The sequence below is a fragment of the Sphingomonas sp. BK580 genome, from assembly GCF_014194975.1.
Taxonomy (GTDB): Bacteria; Pseudomonadota; Alphaproteobacteria; order Sphingomonadales; family Sphingomonadaceae; genus Sphingomonas.
In genome coordinates, this window is the sequence record NZ_JACIAY010000006.1 from 217862 (window position 1) to 238342 (window position 20481).

Genomic DNA, 20481 nt, shown 5'->3' on the forward strand with positions numbered 1-20481 from the left:
TCGGCGCTGAACCTAGCGCCACCGACATCAGATTACGTGACGCAAACGCGGCCGCGGCCTCCTCACCGCTCGCCCAGCATCGCCTCGGGCCGCACCACCCGGTCGAACGTCGCCTCGCCCACCAGCCCGAGTTCCAGCCCGGCCTCGCGCAGCGTCTGCCCGCGCTCGTGCGCGTGCTTGGCGATCTTGGCGGCGTTGTCGTAGCCGATCTCGGGCGCGAGCGCGGTGACCAGCATCAGCGAGCGCTCGACCAGCTCGCCGATCCGCCCCTCGTTGGCGCGCAGCCCGTCGACGCAGCGCAGCGCGAAGCTCTCGCAGCCGGTCGCGAGCAGATCGATCGAGCGCAGCACCGCGGCGCCCAGCATCGGCTTGAACACGTTGAGCTCCAGGTGCCCCTGCGCGCCGCCGACGGTGACCGCGACGTGGTTGCCCATCACCTGCGCGGCCACCATCGTCAGCATCTCGCACTGGGTCGGGTTGACCTTGCCCGGCATGATCGAGCTGCCCGGCTCGTTGGCGGGGAGGTCGAGCTCGCCCAGCCCACTGCGCGGCCCCGAGCCGAGCAGGCGGATGTCGTTGGCGATCTTGGTGCACGCCACCGCCAGCGTGTTGAGCACGCCGGAGAGGTGGACGAGCGGGTCGTTGCTCGCCAGCGCCTCGAAGAAATTCTCCGCCGGCGCGAACGCCACCCCGGTGATCGCGGCGAGCTCGGCCGCGACGTCGCGCGCGAAGCCCTTGGGCGCGTTGAGCCCGGTGCCCACCGCGGTGCCGCCCTGCGCGAGTCGGTCGGTGCCCTGCTCCACCGCGGGCTCGATCCGCTTGAGACAACGGTATAGCTGGTGCGCGTAGCCGGAGAACTCGTCGCCGAGCGTCAGCGGCGTCGCATCCTGGAGATGCGTGCGGCCGATCTTCACCAGCCCGGCCCACTCGCGCGCGCGCGCGTCGAGCGAGCCGTGCAGTCTCTCGATCGCGGGGATCAGCCGCCGGCGCACCGCGAGCGAGCAGGCGACGTGGAGCGCGGTGGGGAAGCTGTCGTTGGACGACTGCCCGCGGTTGACGTCGTCGTTGGGATGGACCGGCGTCTTGCCGCCGCGACGGCCGGTGAGGATCTCGTTGGCGCGGCCCGCGATCACCTCGTTGACGTTCATGTTGCTCTGCGTGCCGCTGCCGGTCTGCCAGATCACCAGCGGGAACTGGTCGTCGAGCAGCCCCTGCGCGATCTCCTGCGCCGCCGCCTCGATCGCGTCCGCCTTCTCGGCGGCGAGTCCGTGGCGGCGATTCACCCGCGCCGCCGCCTGCTTCACCAGGGCGAGCGCGCGGACGATCTCGATCGGCATCCGCTCGCGCGCGCCGAACGGGAAATTCTCGAGGCTGCGCTCGGTCTGCGCGCCCCAGTAAGCGGTGGCGGGCACCTCGATCGCACCGATCGAGTCGGTCTCGGTGCGGGTGGCGGGGTCGGGCGCGGGGTCGCGGGCAGCGTCGGTCATGCCGGCTCAACTCGCGGGGCGGCCCGGCGTTGCGCGGCGGCGCTGACCCGATCGGCCGCTTCGTCGCGCGAAGTTCGGCACGGCGGCATCGGCGCCGCGGCGGGAACCCGCACGCCGCGCCGCCGCCGCCGCCGGTCGGTTGCCGCGGGAATCCAGCATTCCCGCGGCTTTCGCGGCCTCGGCGGCACCCCGCTGGCGCGCCGGCAGGAGGTGGTTATCCTACGGCCATGAGACGTCCGACCGCCGGACGCAGGAGAGGCCCATGACCGTCACCCCCGCCGCCGCGCCGCCCGTCGCGCCGCACCGCTTCTACCAGCATCTCTACGTCCAGGTGCTGATCGCGATCGTCGCCGGCGCGCTGCTCGGCCATTTCCACCCGACCCTCGGTGCCGCGCTCAAGCCGCTGGGCGACGCCTTCATCAAGCTGGTAAAGATGGTGATCGCGCCGGTGATCTTCCTCACGCTGGTGAGCGGCATCGCGGGGCTGAGCGAGCTTCGCTCGGCCGGGCGGATCGCGCTCAAGGCGTTCGGCTATTTCCTGTTCTTCTCGACGCTCGCGCTGGTGGTGGGGCTGATCGTCGCCAATGTCGTCCAGCCCGGGGCGGGCATGCACGTCGATCCCGCGACGCTCGATACCGGCGCGGTGAAGGACTATGCCGCCAAGGCGCATGAGACCTCGCTGATCGGCTTCCTGCTCTCGATCATCCCCACCACGCTCGTCTCCGCGCTGGCGCAGGACAATATCCTGCAGGTGCTGCTGGTCGCGATCCTGTTCGGCGTCTCGATCAGCCTGGTCGGCGCGCCCGCACGCCCGCTGCTGGACCTGATTGAGCGGCTTAACCTGGTCGTCTTCAAGGTCGTCGCGATCCTGATGCGGGCGGCGCCGATCGGCGCGTTCGGCGCGATCGCCTTCACCGTCGGCAAATATGGCGCGGGCAGCCTGGTCAATCTCGGCGGCCTGGTGCTGACCTTCTACGCCACCTCGCTGATCTTCGTGCTGGGCGTGTTGGGCGTCGTGGCGCGACTGCACGGCTTCTCGATCCTGCGGCTGATCGGCTATCTGAAGGGCGAACTGCTGCTGGTGCTGGGCACCTCCTCGTCCGAGCCGGCGCTGCCCGGGCTGCTCACGAAGCTCGAGGCGGCGGGGTGCGACCGCGGCGTCGTCGGGCTGGTGGTACCGACCGGCTACTCGTTCAACCTGGACGGCACCAACATCTACATGACGCTGGCGGCGCTGTTCATCGCCCAGGCGTGCGACGTCGACCTCACGCTGGGGCAGGAACTGCTGCTGCTCGCGGTGGCGATGCTCTCGTCCAAGGGCGCGGCGGGGGTGACCGGGGCGGGCTTCATCACGCTGGCGGCGACGCTGTCGATCGTGCCGACGGTGCCGGTCGCGGGCATGGCGCTGATCCTCGGCGTCGACCGTTTCATGAGCGAGTGCCGCAGCCTGACCAACTTCGTCGGCAATGCGGTGGCCGCCGTGGTGGTGGCGCGGTGGGAGAACAAGCTCGACCGCGCGCGACTCGACGCCGCGTTGCGCGGCGACGTCGTCGCCTCGATCGCGGCACCGCAGGCCGCCGAGTGATCGCCATCGGCGATGGTTACCAACCAGCTCAGTTGATCTGGGTCATAGCCGGAGCAACATCGTTTCTCGCGGTGAAGCGTAGACGCAATCTGCGAGCGGCTTCTCCCGCTTTCCGATAAGCTGAACGCTATGTGACGGAAAGATCATCTACCAACCATATTGGGTAGAAGGCGTCTGTGCGAAGGTCTGGCCTTACCGTATAATGTACTCATTCCGCTGAAAAAGGGCGTCGCGGGGTCGGCGGGTTGCATGGGCTGGGCAGGGAGTTCGTGCAACCATTGGGAAACGTCGGCACTCGACTGTCCTCGTCCGGGAATGATTGTCTTGACGGCGATGGTTACTGGAAGTGAAAGGACCAGCACGGTGCCGAATTACGCGACGGCCGCGCGACGTCAGACTGACATGCCCCCGGTTCATGCCAGCGTTCGCCTCGCGCTGCCCATCCACCACAAAGTTCGGCTGATCGCCGAGCTGCATACCGGCATCAACGTGGCCATGCTGCGGCCGCTGCGCGGCAACGTCGATCGCCTGCTCGTCCTCGCGCTGCTGATGCGGACCGCGCTGACCAGGCCCGAGCGCGACGGCGCCATCTCGATCCACTCGGCGGCGCTGTCGCTGGGTCGCCCGTTCGAGACCGTCCGCCGCCACATCGCGGCGTTGATCGACTCGGGGCTGTGCCACCGCATCGACGCCGGCGTGACGATGTCGCCGCGCTTCTGGCGCAGCCGCTTCATCAAGGGCAAGCTGCGGTATGCGCACGATTGTTTCGTGCGATTCGTGGCCGATGCGGCGGTCGCGGGAGCGATCGAGCTGCCGACGATGCGCTCGATCGGCCATTTCACCGAGATCGATGGCGTATGTGCGCTGCTCGACCTGGTGCTGGCGCTGGTCGATCAGAACCGCAACCTCTTCCCCGAGGCGGTCGACACCGCGATCTTCTCCGCGATCCTCCACGCCAACACGCAACGCTTCGCCGCCGAGGGCAGCACGCTGGCGGCGCGCGGCGAGAGCGGCGCGACCTTCCGCCAGAGCCATGCCGTTCGCGTCGCCGCCGTGGCGCGCGCCCTGTCACTGCCTGACACCACGGTGCGCCGGCGCATCGCGGCGATGACCGGACCGAGCGGGCCGCTGATGCGCACGCGCTCGGGCACGCTGGTCGATCCGGCCTGGCTCGAGCGAGCGAGCGCGATGGCGTGCGAGGCGCGACACGGATCGATGCAGCTGATCCTCAACCGCGTCGCCGCGGCGGGCTTTCCCTTCCACGCGCCAGCCTCGGCCTATCTGGGAGGGCGGCCGGAGAGCCCGCGGATCGACTGAGCGGAGCGCTCAGCCGCGCGGTGGGCGCGGTGCCAGCGCGGAGAGCACGCCGCGCATCGTGCGGACCTCCTGGCTGTTCCAACCAGGCTTGGTGAGCATCGTCCGCAGCGTGCGCCGCGACGCGGGCGCGCGGTCGGGCGGGAAGAAATAGCCCGCCTCGTCGAGCAGCGCGTCGAGCTGCGCGATCATGCCGTCCAGCTCCTGCTGCGGCGCGGGCGGGGCGAGCGCGGTCTCGGGCGGGCTGGCGAGGGCCTGCCCTTTCGACCACTCGTACGCGACCAGGATCACCGCCTGGGCGAGGTTGAGGCTGCCGAACTCGGGATTGATCGGCACGGTGACGATCGTACGCGCCACCGCGACGTCATCGGTCTCGAGCCCCGATCGTTCGGGGCCGAACAGGATCGCCGACCGGCCCGCATCGGCGTGGATCGCGCGCGCCGCGACCTCGGGAGTGACGACGGGCTTGGTGACACCGCGCTTGCGCACGGTCGTGGCATAGACCTCGGCGCAGTCGGCGACCGCCTCGGCGACGCTGTCATACACCTGCGCGCGCTCGAGCACGACGTCGGCGCCCGAGGCGGCGGGGCCGGCCTGGGGATTGGGCCAGCCGTCGCGCGGCGCGACCAGGCGCAGCTCGGTCAGCCCGAAATTGAGCATCGCGCGCGCGGCCTTGCCGATATTCTCGCCGAGCTGCGGGCGGACGAGGACGATGACGGGGGGCGGGGCGGGCGGGGAGACGCTGTCCTTCTGGTTCACCGCCGCCTCCTCTCCCGTTCGGTTCGAGCCAGCGTCGAGCGCAGCCGAGACGCGTGGTCGAGAACGCGCCGCCTCCGCGATCACCTCCCAGTCGGCGCGGAACAACGCCTCCTTCTTCTTGCGCGACCAGTCCTTTACCTGGAGCTCGCGCTCCAGCGCCTCGGCGCGTGTGGGGAAATCCTGCGACCACATCAGCTCGACCGGCCGGCGGTCGTGCGTGTAGCCGGAAATCGTGCCCGCCTGATGCTCGGCGACGCGGCGCTCCAGATCCTCGGTAAGGCCGGTGTAATAGGTGCCGTCGGCGCAGCGCAGGATGTAGACGTGGAAGCTCATCGCTGGCCTATGTTCTCGACGAACGCATCTCGGCAAGCTCGATGCTGCTCGAGCCGAACGGGAAGGGGGGAAGCGGCAGCCGCGTCGGACAGCGACGGGAGCGGGCCGAACATCGGTCGCTGACCGGCGCGATGGAACGCGCCGCTCTCACCCCTCGCGCCCCACCTCCTCGACGCTGCCGGCGAACTCCTCGAAGTCGCGCGCCTCGCTGAAGTCGCGGTAGACGCTGGCGAAGCGGATATAGGCGACCGAATCGAGCCCCTTGAGCCCATCCATCACCATCTCGCCGATGCGCTTGGCCGAGACCTCGGCCTCGCCGCTGGTCTCGAGCTGGCGCTGGATGCCGCTCACCAGCTTCTCGAGCTGGATCGGCTCGACCGGTCGCTTTCGCGCCGCGATCGCGACCGAGCGGAGCAGCTTCTCGCGATCGAACGGTTCGCGGCGGTGCTCGCTCTTCACCACAGTCAGCTCGCGCAGCTGGATCCGCTCGAAGGTGGTGAAGCGCGCCGCACAGCCCTCGCACTGGCGCCGCCGCCGGATCGCCGCCCCGTCGTCGGTAGGGCGGCTGTCCTTCACCTGGCTCGCGTCATGGCCGCAGAACGGGCAGCGCATCTCAATCCTTCACCCGTCCCGCGGCGTGACCGTCACAGCCCGCTTTTCTTGGTGCCCTTGTGATAGGCGTAGGCCGCGCCCGCGATCGCGCCGAACACCGGGCCGATGAAGGGCACCGGGATGGCGACCACCGCGCCGAGTGCGCCCCATTTGGCCATGCTCTTGCCCAGCCCGGGCGTGCCCTGCACGTTGCCCTGCACCTCGCGGGCCTTCTCGTCGAACGACGCCATCGGCGAACCTCCTTATTGGTAGATCGGGAAGCGCGCGCACAGCGCACGCACGCGGTCCCGAACGCTCGCCTCGACCTGCGGGTCCCCCGCCTCGCCCTTCTGCGCCAGCCCGTCGAGCACGTCGGCCACCATGTTGCCGATCTCGCGGAACTCGCCCGTGCCGAAGCCGCGCGTCGTGCCCGCGGGCGAGCCGACGCGGATACCGCTGGTCTTGACCGGGGGCAGCGGATCGTTGGGGATGCCGTTCTTGTTGCAGGTAATGCCCGCGCGCTCCAGCGCCTCGTCGGCGTCGCGGCCGGTGACGCCCAGCGGCGTGAGGTCGACCAGCGCCAGGTGCGTGTCGGTGCCGCCCGAGACCAGATCGGCGCCGCGCTCCTTGAGCGTCGCTGCCAGCACCTTGGCATTCTCGACCACCGCGGCGGCATAGCCGCGGAACTCGGGGCGCAGCGCCTCGCCGAACGCCACCGCCTTGGCGGCGATGACGTGCATCAGCGGGCCGCCCTGCAGGCCGGGGAACACCGCCGAGTTGATCTTCTTGGCGATCGCCTCGTCGTCGGTCAGGATCATGCCGCCGCGCGGGCCGCGCAGCGTCTTGTGCGTGGTGGTGGTGACGACGTGCGCGTGGCCGAACGGGGTGGGGTGGACGCCGCCCGCGACCAGCCCGGCGAAATGCGCCATGTCGACCATGAAGGTCGCGCCCACCTGGTCGGCGATCGCGCGGAAGCGCGCGAAGTCGATGTGGCGCGGATAGGCCGAGCCGCCCGCGATGATGACGCGGGGCTTGTGCTCGGCGGCGAGCCGCTCGACCATGTCATAGTCGATCAGGTGCGTCTCGGCGTCGACGCCATACTGCACCGCGTTGAACCACTTGCCGCTCAGCGCCGCGCGCGCGCCGTGGGTGAGGTGGCCGCCGGCGTCGAGGCTGAGCCCCAGGATCGTGTCGCCCGGCTTGGCGAGCGCGAGCATGACCGCGCCGTTGGCCTGCGCCCCCGAGTGCGGCTGGACGTTGACGAAACCGCAGCCGAACAGCTGCTTGGCGCGATCGATCGCGAGCTGCTCGACCTCGTCCGACGGGTGGCAGCCCTGGTAATAGCGCTTGCCCGGGTAGCCTTCGGCATATTTGTTGGTGAACACCGAGCCCTGCGCCTCGAGCACCGCGCGGCTGACGATATTCTCGCTCGCGATCAGCTCGATCTGCGTCTGCTCGCGGGTCAGCTCATGCTCCACGCCGGCGAACACCGCGGGATCGGCCTCGGCGAGGCCGCGATCGAAGAAACCGCTCGGCGCCGTGCTGAGCTGGTGGGCGGGGTTGGTGCTCATACGGGCTCCTTGAGCATGTCGACGCGGGCGGCGTGGCGCCCGCCGAGGAAATCGGTGGCGAGGAAGGTGGCGACGCACTGCTTGGCCATGTCGAGGCCGATCAGCCGCGCGCCGAGCGCGATCGCGTTGACGTCGTTGTGGCTGCGCGCGAGCGCGGCGGAATAGGGCTCCGACACCAGGGCGCAGCGCACGGCCGGGTAGCGGTTGGCCGCGATCATGATGCCGATGCCCGAGCCGCACAGCGCGATGCCGCGCTCGACGCGGCCCGAGGCGAGCGCCTCGGCGAGGACGCGCCCATAGTCGGGATAGTCGACGCTGGCGGTGCCGTCGGTGCCGAGGTCGGTGACGGCGTGGCCCTGCTCGTTGAGCCAGGCCTTGAGCTCCTGCTTGAGCGCGAAGCCGGCATGGTCGGTGGCGATGGCGACTCGCACGGGATCACTCCTCCGGGCGCGGGCGGACGATCGCCCGCGATCCCCGCCGGGTGCCCCCCGGGGGCGGCGCAGTCAAGCGCGAATGGGGTGCCGCGCGGCTTACCCCTTCTGCGCCGCGATATAGCGGTCGACCTGCTCCTCCAGCACACCGAGCGGCAGCGCCCCCTGGTTCAGCACCGCCTCGTGGAAGTCCCGGATGTCGAACCTCGGCCCGAGTTCGCGCTCGGCGCGCGCGCGCAGCTCGGCGATCTTGAGCTGGCCGACCATGTAGCTGGTCGCCTGGCCCGGCCAGTTGAAATAGCGGTCGACCTCGCGCGCGATGTCGGTGTCCGACACCGAGCTGTTGGCGCGGAAATAGGCGATCGCCTGGTCGCGCGTCCACCGCTTGGAGTGGATGCCGGTGTCGAGCACCAGCCGGATCGCGCGCCACACCTGCAGCGACAGCATGCCGAAGCGATCGTACGGCGTCTTGTACACGCCCATCTCGTCCGCCAGCCGCTCCGAATAGAGCCCCCATCCCTCCATATAGGCGCCATAGCCGCCGAACTTGCGGAACTTGGGCAGGTCGGCCAGCTCCTGCTGGCGCGCGATCTGGAAGTGGTGCCCCGGCGCGCCCTCGTGCGCGGCGATGCCCGCGACCTGCACCTTCTGCGTCTGGTTCATGTCGACCAGGTTGACGTAGTAGATGCCCGGCCGCGTGCCGTCCGCCGAGGGCGGGTTGTAGAAAGCGGTGGAGGCGGTGCCCTCGCGCCACTTCTCCACCGCGCGCACCTCCAGCGGTGCCTTGGGTAGCACGCGGAAATAGCGCGGCGCCGCCGCCATCACGCCGGCGATCACCGCGCGCGCGTCGCCGAGATACTGTTCGCGGCCCGCGGCGGTGTTGGGATATTTGAGCGACGGGTCGGTGCGGACCTTGTCGAAGAACTGCTCCAGCGTACCGGTGAAGCCGACCTGGCGCTTGACCGCCTCCATCTCGCCGCGGATCGCCGCCACCTGCCGGAGCCCGAGCTGGTGGATCTGCTCGGCGCTGAGATCGGTGGTGGTCGATTCGCGCAGCCGGTCGGCGTAATAGGCCGTGCCGTCGGGCAGGTGCCACGCGCCGTAGTTGCCCGTCGCCTTGGGCGCGATCTCGTCCAGCGCCGCGATCAGCACGGTATAGCCCTGGCGGAACGGCCCCTTGAGCGCGGCGGTGGCGTCGGCGAGCAGCTGCGTCTTGGTCGCGGGCGGAGCGTCGAGCGCGGCGACCTTCTTGCGGAAGTCGGCCAGCAGCGTCGAGTCGGGGCCGGCGTCGAACGGCGCGCCGGTGACCACCTTGAGCGCGTCGGCGCGGGCGGGGGCGAAATTGACCTGGTTGGGGATGATGCCTTTGGCGGCCTGCACGCGCATCGTCGCGGCGACCTCGCGCATCACGCGCTCGGTGTCGCGCAACCGCGCGATGTAGGCGCGCGCGTCGGCGACGGTGTCGACCCGGTGGTTGTTGATCAGCAGCACGGGGATCGCGCCCGCGGGGCTGCCGTTGGTCGAGACCGGGAAGCGCAGCTGGCGGAAGCGGAACGAGGCGCGGTCGCGCGCCACCTGCTCCTCGAACAGCCGGTAGCTGACCCGCGCCGACTCGCCGAGCTGCTCCGGGCGGAAGCGGCGGTGCAGCTCGGCGAGCTGGCGCTCGGCGAGATCGCGCGCGCGCACCTGCGCGGCGTCGGTGTAGTCGTCGAGCCGGTCCTCGTCGGTCTTGAGCCCGAGCTGGGTCTGGCCCTCCGGGCTGAGCGCGAGCTGCTGGTCGAACGCCTGGTCGAGGAAGGCGAGCAGCGCGCGGTCGGCCGCCTGGGTCGCGGCGGTGCGCGCCGCGGGCGCGACCGCCTGCGGCGCGGGCGCGGCGGCGGCCAGCGCGAGGGTCGACGTCAACAACAGCGCATGAACTCGGCGCATCGCATCCTCCGGTGAAGCGCCCCTTTGTGTCGCGCGCTCCCGGCCGGTGCAATGCCCGGGCGTCAGGGCTTCTTGGGAGACAGCGCGTCCACCACCTGCTTGACCGGGTCGAGCGGTCCGGGAAGAGGCTTCTTGGCGGCGTCGTCGGCCGCCTTCTGCGCCGCCTTCGCGGCGTCATCGGCCGCCTTCTGCGCGTCGCGAGCGGCCTTCTCCTGCTCCTTGGCCGCCTCCGCCGCGGCCTTGGCCGCCTGATCGGCCGCCTCCTTGATCGCCTTCTCCTGCTCCTTGGCGGCCTTGTCGGCGTCCCTGGCGGCCTTCTCGGCGTCCTTGGCGGCCTTGTCCGCAGCGGCCTTGGCGGCCTGGTCGGCCGCTTTCTGCGCCTGCTCCGCGGCCTTGGCCGCATCCTGTGCCGCCTTCTGCACGGCCGCGTCGGTCAGCGCCTTCGCGGCGTCGCGCGCCGCCTTGTCACCCGCCGCCCGCGCCGCCGCTGCGGCAGCGCTGCTGGCCCCCTGCGATGCCGCCTGCGCGGCCGCCTGTGCCTGCGCCGCCTGCGCCTGTGCCGCCGCGGCAGCCTGCGCCGCGGCCGCGCGCGCGGCCGGATCAGCGCCCTGCTGCGCCTCGGCCGCTGCCTGCGCCGCCGCGGCCGCCTGCCGTGCCGCTTCCGCTGCCTGCGCCATCGTCGCGGCATCGGCCTCGGCCTGCGCCTGCGCCGCGCTCGTCGCGGCCGCCTCGGCCGCCGCCCGCGCCTGCGCCTCCGCCTCGGCCGCCTGGCTCGCGGCGAGCTGCTGCTGCGCCGCGAGCGCGTCCTGTGCGAACTTGGCGCTCTGCTCCGCCTGCGCCATCGCGGCGGCGCGCGCCGCCGCGGCCTGCTCCTGCTCGGCACCCGCCTGCGCCGCCGCCAGCGACGAGGCTTCCGCCGCCGCCTGGGTCGCCCGTGCCTGCTGCGCGGCGACCAAGGCGGCCTGCTCGGCGGCCGCCTTGGCCGCCGCTGCCGCAGCCGCCTGCGCCGCGCTCTTCTCCGCCGCGGCGCTCGCGACGACCTGTTCGGTGCGCGCCGCCGCGATCTCGGTGGCGACCTCGACCGCCTTGACCGTCGTGGTCGAGGCCTCGGTCGCGGTGCGAGTCGCGCTCGCCACCGCCGCGAGCGCCGCGCTGGCGCCGCCCGCCGCCGCGGTGGTGCCCTGGACGAGCCCGCCGGTGGTGTCCGCCAGGGCGACGGGCGCGGCATAGACCGTCTCGCTCACCGCCACCGCCGCGGGCGCGGCGGCCGCCGGGGCCGCGCCCACCACGGCCGGCGCCGCCTCCGTCGTCGCCGCGGGCACGGCCGCGGCGAGCGACGACGGCGCCGCCTCACCCGCCGGGGTGACAGCCGGCTCGGGGGCCGCGGCGATCGCGACCGGGAGCGCCGGCGCCTCCTTCGGCCGCGCCGGCGACTCGATCACGCGGCGCACGCCGTCGCGCTCGATCGCCATGCGGAAGCGGTCGTCGGCACCGACCTGCGCCACCGCCCCCGGGGTCAGCAGGTCGTGCGCGCCGCCGTCGCTGGTGGCGACCTCGACCGCGCCCTCGATCACCTGCAGCGCACTGCCGGTGCCGCCGACGCTGACGCTGAAGGTCGTCCCCTTCACCACCGCGGCGAGATACGGCGTCTGCACCTCGAAGTGCGGCGTCATCTTCTTCTTGATCATGAAGACGACGTTGCCGAACTCCTCGACGATCCGGGTCATCCCCTTGGTCTCGGTCGCGGCGGGCAGCGTCAGCCGGGAGCCCGGCGCGACCAGCATGAACTCGGTGCCGCGCACCAGCACCGCGCGCGCGCCCTTGGCAGTGGTGACGGTGTCCCCCGCCGCGATCGCGCTGCCGCGCGTGGCGACCTTGGACACGCTCGCGCGCGTCACCTGCACGTCGCCCATCGCCTCGCTGATCCGCCAGCCGGCGGTGCCGGCGCCCGCGGGCGGCGCCAAGGTAGCGGTTGAAGCGGCGAGCAGCGCCACGATCGGCTTACGCATGTTTATCTCCCTCGGCCCGCCAGGCGCGCCGAGTCAGCCGAGTAGAAGGAGAGAATTGCCAACAACTTAGAGCGGCTGGTTAACGAATTGCCGCGGTCGGCGTAACCAAATCGGAACCCGCCCCCGCCTAGGCCCCGTCGCGACAACAGGGGCGCCCATGCGAGCTTTTTCCACGATTCGTCTCACGCTGCTGGGCAGCGCCGCGCTGGCGGCCACGCCCGCCGCGGCGCAGACCGCGCTCGACCGCGCCGACCCGACGATCGCGGCGCGCGCGCTGCCGCGCCCCTCGCTCGAGCAGCCCGAGCGCGCGCGGCCGACCGAGGTCGACGCTGCCAGCCGCGCCGCCGCGGGCGCGACGCTGACCCCACCGGTGCGCGCGGTACATGTGCTCGGCGCGTCGGGCGTGCCCGACTCGGCCTATGCCGCCGCGGTGAGCCCGGTGATCGGACGCGCGCTCGACCGTGCCGCGCTGGCGACGCTCGCGGGCCAGGTGGCGGGCGCGGTGCGCGCGCGCGGCTACCCCTTCGCCACGGCCTCGGTCGCGGCGCAGCCGATGGCGGACGGCGTGCTCGCGGTGGAGGTCGACCTCGGCCGCATCGATGCGGTGCGCGTGATCGGCGCGCGCAGCGCCGCCGCGGACACGCTGCTGGTCCATGCGCTCACCGGGCGCGGCGCGGTGACGCAGACGATGCTGGAGCGCGCGCTGCTGCTCGTCGGCGACGTGCCCGGCGTGCGGGTGACCGACACCCGCTACGTCCGCCAGGACGGCTTCGGCATCCTGCTGGTGACGATCGCGAGCGACCGCGCGAGCGCCTATGCGCAGCTCGACAACCGCGGCAGCGCCGAGGTCGGGCCGGTGCGCTCGACGCTGCTCGCCAGCCTGCGCGGGGTGGCGGGCGACGGCGACGAGCTGGCGCTGATCGTCGCGCAGACGCCGTTCGAGCCGAGCGAGTTCGCCTTCCTGCGCGCGCGCTACGCCGCGCCGGTCGACTCGGCGGGCTCGGTGCTGGCGGTAGCCGGCTCGGTGGCGCGCTCGAACCCGGGCGCGGCGCTGGCGCCGCTCGACGTGGTCGGGCGCAGCGGCGACCTGTCGGTGAGCTACACGCGCGCACTGGTGCGCACCCGCGCGCGCAGCCTGTGGGGCAATGCCGAGCTGCGCGCGGTGACGGTGACCCAGACGCTCCGGGGCGCACGGCTGCGGCGCGACCGGCTCGCCACCGCCACCGCCTCGCTCAACGGCCAGGCGAGCGTCGCGGGCGGCACGCTGCGCGGCGAGCTCGCCGGCGTGGTCGGGCTGCCGCTCGCCGGGGTGAGTCGCGCCGGCGACGCGTTGCTGTCGCGCGCCGACGGCGACGCGCGCTTCGTCCTGGCGACGTGGCAGATGGACTATACGCGTCGGCTCGGCGGGCGGTTCAGCGCGGTGCTGGCGGGCGCGGCGCAGCTCGCCTCGCGCCCTTTGCTCGCCACCGCCGAGATCGGTCTGGGCGGGCCCGGATATGGCCGCGGCTATGACTATGCCGAGCGCACCGGTGACCAAGGCGCGATGGCCTCGGCCGAGCTCCGCGCCGACGCCGGGCGCGTGCTGCCCGGCGTGATCGACCGCGCGCAGGGCTATGCCTTCGTCGACGGCGGCCATGTCAGCAACCTGCGCGACGGGTTCGGCGGCGGCACCCTGGCCTCGACCGGGCTGGGCGTGCGCGCCGGCACGGGGCGGCTCGACGGCATGGTCGAGGTGGCGTTCCCGCTCAACGCCGATCGGTTCGACACCGGCAACCGCCGCCCGCGCCTCTCGCTGCGGCTGTCGCGGGTGTTCTGATGGAGGGTCAGGTCGGACGTGTGAAGCACCCCAAGGCTTGTGAGGCGAAGCACCATCCTCTTTCCTCACCGACCAACCCGGCGGACGCCGCGGTCCACTCGGGTGGCGTCGCTTGCACGTCACGGCGGTTCGCCCAACTGGACCCCGGCGTCCGCCGGAGTGGTGCGGGGCGGGAGGCGGACGGCTTAGATCACGCTGACCTTCTCGCGGGCGGGGCCGTAGCGGCTCTTCCCCTCACCTGCCAAGCCGCCGCCGCGTGCTGAGCCCCCGCCGCCGCGCCCTGCTGCGCCACCGCCGCGCGCTCGCGCTCGCCGCCGCGCTCACGCTCGCGCTGCTCACCGCGCTCAGCGGGCTGGGCGCGCGGGTCGACCGGCTGCTCGACCCGCCGCGCGCCGCCGCCTGGGTGCGCGCGCCGAGCGGGCAGGTCGTCGTCGTCGAGATGGACGCCGCCAGCGTCGCCGCGATCCGCGAGTGGCCGTGGTCGCGCGACCATTATGCGCGCGCGGTCGACCGGCTGCGCGCCGCGGGTGCCGCCTCGATCACCTTCGACGTCGACTTCTCGTCCGCCGGGCCCGGCGCGGGCGACGCCGCGCTGGCGCGGGCCATCGCGCGCGCGCCCGGTCTGGTGGCGCTGCCCACCTTCGCGCAGCGCGCGCGCTCGGATGACCGCCGCACGATCGACTCGCTGCCGCTGCCCGCGCTGCGCGACGGTGCCGCGCTCGCCTCGGTGAGCATGCAGCCCGACGCCGACGGCATCGTCCGCCGCGCGCCGTTCGGCACGGTGACCGCGGGCACGCCGCGGCCGTCGCTCTCCGCGCTGATCGCGCATCGCTCGGGCGCGGCGGACAGCTTCTTCCCGATCGACGGCGGGATCGACCCGGCGCGGCTGCCGCGGCTGAGCTTCGTCGCGGTGCGCGACGGCCGCTTCGACCCGGCCGCGGTGCGCGGGCGCGACGTGCTGATCGGCGCCACCGCGATCGAGATGGGCGACCGCTACGCCACGCCGCACTGGGGCGTGATCCCCGGCGTCGTCGTGCAGGCGCTCGCCGCGGAGACGCTGCTCGCGGGCGTGCCGGGCGAGCGCAGCAGCGCGCTGCCGCTGCTCGTGGCGCTGTTGCTCTCGCTGCCGATGCTGCTGGCGCGGCGCGGTGCGGTCGCCGCGGGGCTCGCGCTGGGCGCACCGGCGGCGCTGTTCGCGCTGGCGGTCTGGGCGCAGGTCGCCCGGCACGCGGTGTTCCCGCTCGCCCCCGCGCTGGTGTTGGTGGTCGCGGCCGGGCTGGCGCGGGTCGCGCTCGACCTCGCGCGCCGCTTCGAGCGCCAGCGCCGCGTGGACGAGGACACCGGCCTGCCCAACCGCCGCGCGCTGCTCCACGACAAGGACGCCGCCGCGCCGACGCCGCTGCTGGTGGCGTCGCTCGGCAACGCCGACGCGCTCGTCACGCTGCTGGGCGAGCGTGCCGGGCACGACCTGCTGCTGCGCGTCGCCGACCGGCTGCGCGCGACGGTGGGCGCCACGGTCTATCGCGTCGGCGAGCGGCTGCTCGCGGTCGACGCGCCGGGCGACGACGTCGAGGCGCTGGTGGCGGCGCTGCGCGCGACTCTGACCGAGCCGGTCGAGATCCTCGGCCGGCGCGCCGACGCGGCGGTCCATCTCGGCGTCTCGGCGGGCGAGGGCACGATCCACGACCGGCTGGTGAGCGCCACGCGCGCCGCCGACGAAGCCGCCGCGGCGGGCGCGTTCTGGCGCCACGCGCACGTCGACGCCGAGGCGCTGGAGCGGCGGCTGGTGCTGATGGGCGAGCTCGACCAGGCGATCGCCGACGGCGAGATCGAGGTCCATTACCAGCCCAAGCTCGCGCTCGCGACCGACCGGGTCGCCAGCGCCGAGGCCTTGGTGCGCTGGCGCCACCCGGTGCGGGGGATGATCCGGCCGGATCTGTTCATCCCGCTCGCCGAGCAGGCCGATCGGATCGGCGCGCTGACGCTGCACGTGCTCGCGCGCGCGGTCGCCGATCTCGCGGCGTGGCGCGCGCGCGGGCACGACGTCTCGGTCGCGATCAACCTCTCCGCCATGCTGATCGCCGAGCCGGCGTTCAGCATGGCGGTGGACGCGCTGCTCGACTCGGGCGCGGTGCCGGCCGACCGGCTGATCTTCGAGGTGACCGAGTCGGCCACGCTGGCCGACCCGGAGCGCGCCGCCGCGCAGCTGCGCCACTTTCGCGCCAAGGGCGTGGCGATCTCGATGGACGATTACGGCACCGGCCAGTCGACGCTGACCTACCTGCGCGAGCTGCCGCTGTCCGAGCTCAAGATCGACCGCAGCTTCGTCCAGCACGCGCACCTCAACCCGGCGGACGCGCTGATGGTGCGCTCGACGATCGACCTCGCGCACGGGCTCGGGCTCAAGGTGGTGGCGGAGGGGATCGAGGAGCCCGGCTGCCTCGCGCTGCTGCGCGACGCCGGCTGCGACCTGGTGCAGGGCTATCTGATCGGGCGGCCGATGGTGGCGGACGCGTTCGTGGCGACGCTGGAGCAGCGCGCGGCGGCGTGAGTCGGTCCTCGCGTCGCGCGCGCGGGTCGACCTACCCGAGGGCGCGGCGGTACAGCGCGAGCGTCCACGCCACGCTCTCGAGGAACAGCGCCGGGTCGTAGCGCGGCCCCTCGTCGCGCAGGAAGGCGTGCGGCGCGTTGACCTCGTGCCACTCGTAGCGCGCGCCCACCTCTTCCAGCCGGGCGCGGATCGTCTCACGCCCGGCGAAGGGCACGTGCGGGTCCTGCCGCCCCCAGACGAACATCGCCTCGGCCTGGAGCGCGTCCATCCGCGCCAGGCTGTCGTCGGTGCGGCCCGCGCCCAGCGTGCCCGAGTGGATGTCGGTGGCGTAGAAACACGCGGCGGCGCCGACGCGCGGGTCGAGCGCGGCGCGATAGGCGAGGTGCCCGCCGAGGCACACGCCGAAGGTGGCGAGCCGCCCGTCGCACGCCGGATGCGCCGCCAGCGCGGTGAGCGCGGCGCGCGAGTCGGCGTCGTACTGCGCCACCGGCTTGGTGAACTTGAGCGCGTTGCCGCGATCGGTGCCGGGCTGGTCGTAGGCCAGCACCGTGCCGGCGGGCTCGTACTCGTGGTAGACCTCGGGCACCGAGACGACATAGCCGTTGCCCGCCAGCAGGGTCGCCAGACGACGGATCGGCGCGGTCACCTGGTAGATCTCGGAGAAGAACAGCACACCGGGGAAGCTGCCTTCGATCGCGGGGCGGAACAGGTGGGTGCGCATCGTGCCCGCGCCGGGCACCGCCACGTCCTCAACTTCGTCGCTGCGCACGATCATGGTCGCTGTCCCCTGGCTGTGGCGCGCCGCTGTGGCAGCGGGGCGCCTGCGGGGCAAGGCGGGGCGGAGGAGAACGGCCGGTTCGTGCAGGTAGCAGAGCGGCACCACGGAGCGCGGCCGAGACCCGCGTTTACCCGCCGCTACACTCCCGTCATCCCCGCGCAGGCGGGGATCCAGACGCGGAGGTCCTCGCGGGAGCCGCGGCGTCAGCTTCTATGGATTGCCCGCCTGCGCGGGGATGACGGAAAAGGGCGGACGAGAGCCTCAAGGCCCTTCTCCTCGTCAGCCGACACTATGCTACATATACGCTCCATACACTAAGCGACCGAGGATCACTCCATGGGTATCGTCAAGATCGGCGACGAGCTGCACGCCGAGGCGCGTCGCGCCAGCGCGGTGATGTGCCGCTCGATCAATGCCCACGCCGAGTTCTGGATGACGATCGGCATGCTCGCCGAGGCCAATCCGACGCTCAGCTTCACCGAGATCGTCCGCCGCCAGTATGAGGCGGCGCAGCTGCGCGCGGTGGCTGCCTGAGATGGTCAAGACGCCCGACGAAGTGGCGCTGATGCGGGTCTCCGGCCGGCTGCTCGCCGCGGTGTTCGAGATGCTCGACCGCCAGCCGCTCGCCGGCCTGTCGACGCTCGCGGTGAACGACCTGGTCGAGCGCTACATCACCGTCGACCTGCAGGCGCGCCCCGCGAGCAAGGGGCAGTACGGCTTCCAGTACGTGCTCAACTCCTCGCGCAACCAGGTGGTGTGCCACGGCGTGCCCGACGCCGCCGAGATCATCCGGGACGGCGACATCGTCAACTTCGACATCACGCTCGAGAAGAACGGCTATATCGCCGACTCGAGCAAGACCTACGCCGTCGGCGCCGTCGCCCCCGCGGCGCGGCGGCTGGTGCAGGTGGCGCAGGCGGCGATGTGGCAGGGGATCGGCGCGGTCCGCCCGGGCGCGCGGCTCGGCGACATCGGCGCCGCGATCGAGCGCCATGCCAAGAAGCACGGCTACGCGGTGGTGCGCGAGTTCTGCGGCCACGGCATTGGGCGCGAGATGCACGAGGAGCCGCAGGTGCTCAACTTCGGCCGCCCCGGCACCGGGCCGGTGCTGCGCGAGGGCATGGTGTTCACGGTCGAGCCGATGCTCAACCAGGGCAGCCGCCGAGTCGACACGCGCGACGACGGCTGGACCGTGGTGACGCAGGACGGCAAGCTCTCGGCGCAGTTCGAGCACACGGTAGCGGTGACCGCCAGCGGCGTCGAGGTGCTGACGCTGCGCGGCGACGAGCGGCGGGCGGCCTAGATCGTCGCTGGCCTACCGTTGCATCGTGCGCCGGCGAGCGCCGGAGTGCAGGGGCGGAGGCGGTTCGCCGGTCGCTCCGGGCTCCTGCTCTCGCAGGAGCACGTCCGATAGCGGTCGGCTAGTCGACGGGCACGGAGCTCACGCCACGGCGACGGGTGCCTCCTCGGCCTCCTCGCTCTCGGCTGCCTGGCGCGCCCACATCGAGGCGTAGAGCCCGTCGCGCGCGAGCAGCTCCGCGTGGCTGCCGCGCTCCACCACGCGCCCCGCCTCCAGCACCACGATCTGGTCGGCGTGGACGATGGTGGAGAGCCGGTGCGCGATCACGATCGTGGTGCGCCCGCGCTCGATCGCCGCGAGCGTCTCCATGATCTCGCTCTCGGTGCGGCTGTCGAGCGCGCTGGTCGCCTCGTCGAGGATCAGCAGCGGCGGGTCCTTGAGCAGGGTGCGCGCGATCGCCACGCGCTGCTTCTCGCCGCCCGACAGCTTGAGCCCGCGCTCGCCGACGCGCGTCTTGTAGCCCTCGGGCTGGCGCTCGATGAAGCCGGCGATCGCCGCGCCGCGGGCGGCCGCGGCGACGTCGGCCTCGCGCGCGCCCTCGCGTCCATAGGCGATGTTGTAGCCGATCGTGTCGTTGAACAGCACCGTGTCCTGCGGGACGATGCCGATCGCGGCCCGAAGCGAGTCCTGTCGCACGCGCGCGATGTCCTGCCCGTCGATCGTGATCCGGCCCTGATCGACGTCGTAGAAACGGTAGAGCAGCCGCGCCAGCGTCGACTTGCCCGCGCCCGAGGGCCCGACCACCGCGCAGGTGGTACCCGCGGGCACGTCGAGGTCGATTCCCTTGAGGATCGGCATGCCCGCGTCATAGCCGAACGCCACGCCCTCGAAGCGGACATGCGCGTCGCGCACGGCCAGGGCGGGGGCGCCGGGTGCGTCGACCACCTCGGGTGCGGTGTCGATCAGGTCGAACATGGCGCCCATGTCGATCACGCCCTGGCGGATCGTGCGATACACCATGCCGAGCAGGTCGAGGGGGCGGAACAGCTGCGACAGCAGCGTCGACACCAGCACCACGTTGCCCGCGGTGAAGCGCCCCTGGCTCCACCCCCAGGCGACCCAGGCCATGCCCGCGGCGAGCATCAGGTTGGTGATCAGCGCCTGGCCGATGTTGAGCCACGCCAGGCTGTTCTCGCTCTTCACCGCGGCCTCGGCGTAGGAGCGCATCGCGCCGTCGTAGCGCCTCGCCTCCCGCTCCTCCGCGCCGAAATATTTGACCGTCTCGAAGTTGAGCAGCGAGTCGACCGCGTGCGCGACCGCGCCGGTGTCGAGATCGTTCATCCGCTCGCGCAGCGACGAGCGCCAGTCGGTGACGACCCGGGTGAACCAGATGTACAGCGCCACCATCGCCAGCGTCGCGACCACCAGCGGCCAGCCGAACTTCACCTGGAAGATGCCCAGCACCAGCGCCAGCTCGAGGATCGTCGGGGCGATGTTGAAGAGCAGGAAATAGAGCATCGTGTCGATGCTCTTGGTGCCGCGCTCGACCACCTTGGTGACCGCGCCGGTGCGCCGCTCCAGATGGAAGCGCAGCGACAGGCGGTGAAGGTGGCGGAACACGCGCGCGGCCAGCCGCCGCGTCGCCTCCTGCCCCACCTTCTCGAAGACGGTATTGCGCAGGTTGTCGAACAGGGTGGTGCCGAACCGTGCCGCGGCATAGCCGACCACCAGCAGCACGATCAGCGACACCGGCGTGGTCGGCACCGCCATGCCGTCCACCGCACCTTGCAGCGCGAACGGCGCGCCATAGACCTGCACCAGCTTGGAGACGACCACCAGCGCCAGCGCGCCGGCGACGCGCAGCTTCATCCCCGGCGAGTCGCTCGGCCAGAGATCGGGGAGGAAGCGGCGGAGCGTCGGCAGCAGCGGGCGCTCGGTGCCGGGGGCGGCGGGGCGGTCGGGAGGCATGTGACTGAGATGTCGTGTGCCATGGCGGGAGCGTCAACCGCGGGGCGAAACCGGAACGGCGC

Annotated in this window: 16 protein-coding genes; 6 read left to right on the forward strand and 10 right to left on the reverse strand. The window is 72.4% G+C overall.

Annotation, left to right across the window (positions count from 1 at the left end; translation table 11 throughout):
* Positions 1-62: 62 nt before the first annotated feature.
* Complete coding sequence (gene fumC, locus FHY05_RS12940; RefSeq protein WP_183944841.1) at positions 63-1487, reverse strand: class II fumarate hydratase; 1425 nt, start codon at positions 1485-1487, stop codon at positions 63-65.
* Positions 1488-1749: 262 nt separating this feature from the next.
* Between fumC and FHY05_RS12945 the strand changes: the two genes are divergently transcribed.
* Entirely contained in the window at positions 1750-3072 is a 1323-nt protein-coding gene (locus tag FHY05_RS12945; RefSeq protein WP_183944843.1) for a dicarboxylate/amino acid:cation symporter, read from the forward strand.
* 402 nt (positions 3073-3474) lie between these two features.
* Entirely contained in the window at positions 3475-4389 is a 915-nt protein-coding gene (locus FHY05_RS12950) for a hypothetical protein (RefSeq protein WP_183944845.1), read from the forward strand.
* A 9-nt stretch (positions 4390-4398) separates the two neighbouring features.
* Here the strand turns inward: FHY05_RS12950 and FHY05_RS12955 are convergent, their stop codons facing one another.
* The 7 genes from FHY05_RS12955 to FHY05_RS22810 all read right to left on the reverse strand — a co-directional run bounded on the left by FHY05_RS12955 (position 4399) and on the right by FHY05_RS22810 (position 12006).
* The gene (locus FHY05_RS12955) at positions 4399-5478 is read right to left on the reverse strand and encodes a TrmH family RNA methyltransferase (RefSeq protein WP_183944847.1); all 1080 of its coding nucleotides are present in this window, start codon (positions 5476-5478) and stop codon (positions 4399-4401) included.
* Between the two features lie 147 nt (positions 5479-5625).
* Positions 5626-6090 (reverse strand): transcriptional regulator NrdR, encoded by a 465-nt coding sequence (nrdR, locus tag FHY05_RS12960; RefSeq protein ID WP_183944849.1) that lies wholly within the window; start codon positions 6088-6090, stop codon positions 5626-5628.
* 32 nt (positions 6091-6122) lie between these two features.
* Complete coding sequence (locus tag FHY05_RS12965) at positions 6123-6320, reverse strand: hypothetical protein (RefSeq protein WP_183944851.1); 198 nt, start codon at positions 6318-6320, stop codon at positions 6123-6125.
* A 12-nt stretch (positions 6321-6332) separates the two neighbouring features.
* Positions 6333-7640, reverse strand: a complete 1308-nt coding sequence (gene glyA, locus FHY05_RS12970; protein WP_183944853.1) for a serine hydroxymethyltransferase — start codon at positions 7638-7640, stop codon at positions 6333-6335.
* Positions 7637-8071 (reverse strand): ribose 5-phosphate isomerase B, encoded by a 435-nt coding sequence (rpiB, locus tag FHY05_RS12975; protein WP_183944855.1) that lies wholly within the window; start codon positions 8069-8071, stop codon positions 7637-7639. The genes glyA and rpiB overlap by 4 nt, the downstream gene beginning before the upstream one ends.
* A gap of 99 nt (positions 8072-8170) precedes the next feature.
* Positions 8171-9997, reverse strand: coding sequence for a DUF885 family protein (locus FHY05_RS12980; protein ID WP_183944857.1), 1827 nt, complete (start codon positions 9995-9997; stop codon positions 8171-8173).
* A gap of 62 nt (positions 9998-10059) precedes the next feature.
* Entirely contained in the window at positions 10060-12006 is a 1947-nt protein-coding gene (locus FHY05_RS22810) for a FecR family protein (protein ID WP_183944858.1), read from the reverse strand.
* 157 nt (positions 12007-12163) lie between these two features.
* On the opposite strand from FHY05_RS22810, the gene FHY05_RS12990 reads away from it, so the two are divergent.
* Together FHY05_RS12990 and FHY05_RS12995 are read left to right on the forward strand one after the other, a co-directional pair.
* Positions 12164-13822 (forward strand): ShlB/FhaC/HecB family hemolysin secretion/activation protein, encoded by a 1659-nt coding sequence (locus tag FHY05_RS12990; RefSeq protein WP_183944861.1) that lies wholly within the window; start codon positions 12164-12166, stop codon positions 13820-13822.
* A 256-nt stretch (positions 13823-14078) separates the two neighbouring features.
* Positions 14079-16373 (forward strand): EAL domain-containing protein, encoded by a 2295-nt coding sequence (locus tag FHY05_RS12995; RefSeq protein ID WP_183944863.1) that lies wholly within the window; start codon positions 14079-14081, stop codon positions 16371-16373.
* Between the two features lie 31 nt (positions 16374-16404).
* Here the strand turns inward: FHY05_RS12995 and FHY05_RS13000 are convergent, their stop codons facing one another.
* Positions 16405-17148: a dienelactone hydrolase family protein gene (locus FHY05_RS13000; RefSeq protein ID WP_183944865.1), complete on the reverse strand. Its 744-nt coding sequence runs from the start codon at positions 17146-17148 to the stop codon at positions 16405-16407.
* Positions 17149-17487: 339 nt separating this feature from the next.
* On the opposite strand from FHY05_RS13000, the gene FHY05_RS13005 reads away from it, so the two are divergent.
* Together FHY05_RS13005 and map are read left to right on the forward strand one after the other, a co-directional pair.
* Positions 17488-17685, forward strand: a complete 198-nt coding sequence (locus FHY05_RS13005; RefSeq protein ID WP_183944867.1) for a ParD-like family protein — start codon at positions 17488-17490, stop codon at positions 17683-17685.
* A gap of 1 nt (position 17686) precedes the next feature.
* The gene (gene map / locus FHY05_RS13010) at positions 17687-18454 is read left to right on the forward strand and encodes a type I methionyl aminopeptidase (RefSeq protein WP_183944868.1); all 768 of its coding nucleotides are present in this window, start codon (positions 17687-17689) and stop codon (positions 18452-18454) included.
* Between the two features lie 138 nt (positions 18455-18592).
* Here map and FHY05_RS13015 read toward each other — a convergent pair whose 3' ends face one another.
* Positions 18593-20419 carry an ABC transporter ATP-binding protein/permease gene (locus tag FHY05_RS13015; RefSeq protein ID WP_183944870.1) on the reverse strand — a complete coding sequence of 609 codons (1827 nt, stop codon included), beginning with the start codon at positions 20417-20419 and terminating at the stop codon, positions 18593-18595.
* Positions 20420-20481 lie beyond the last annotated feature (62 nt).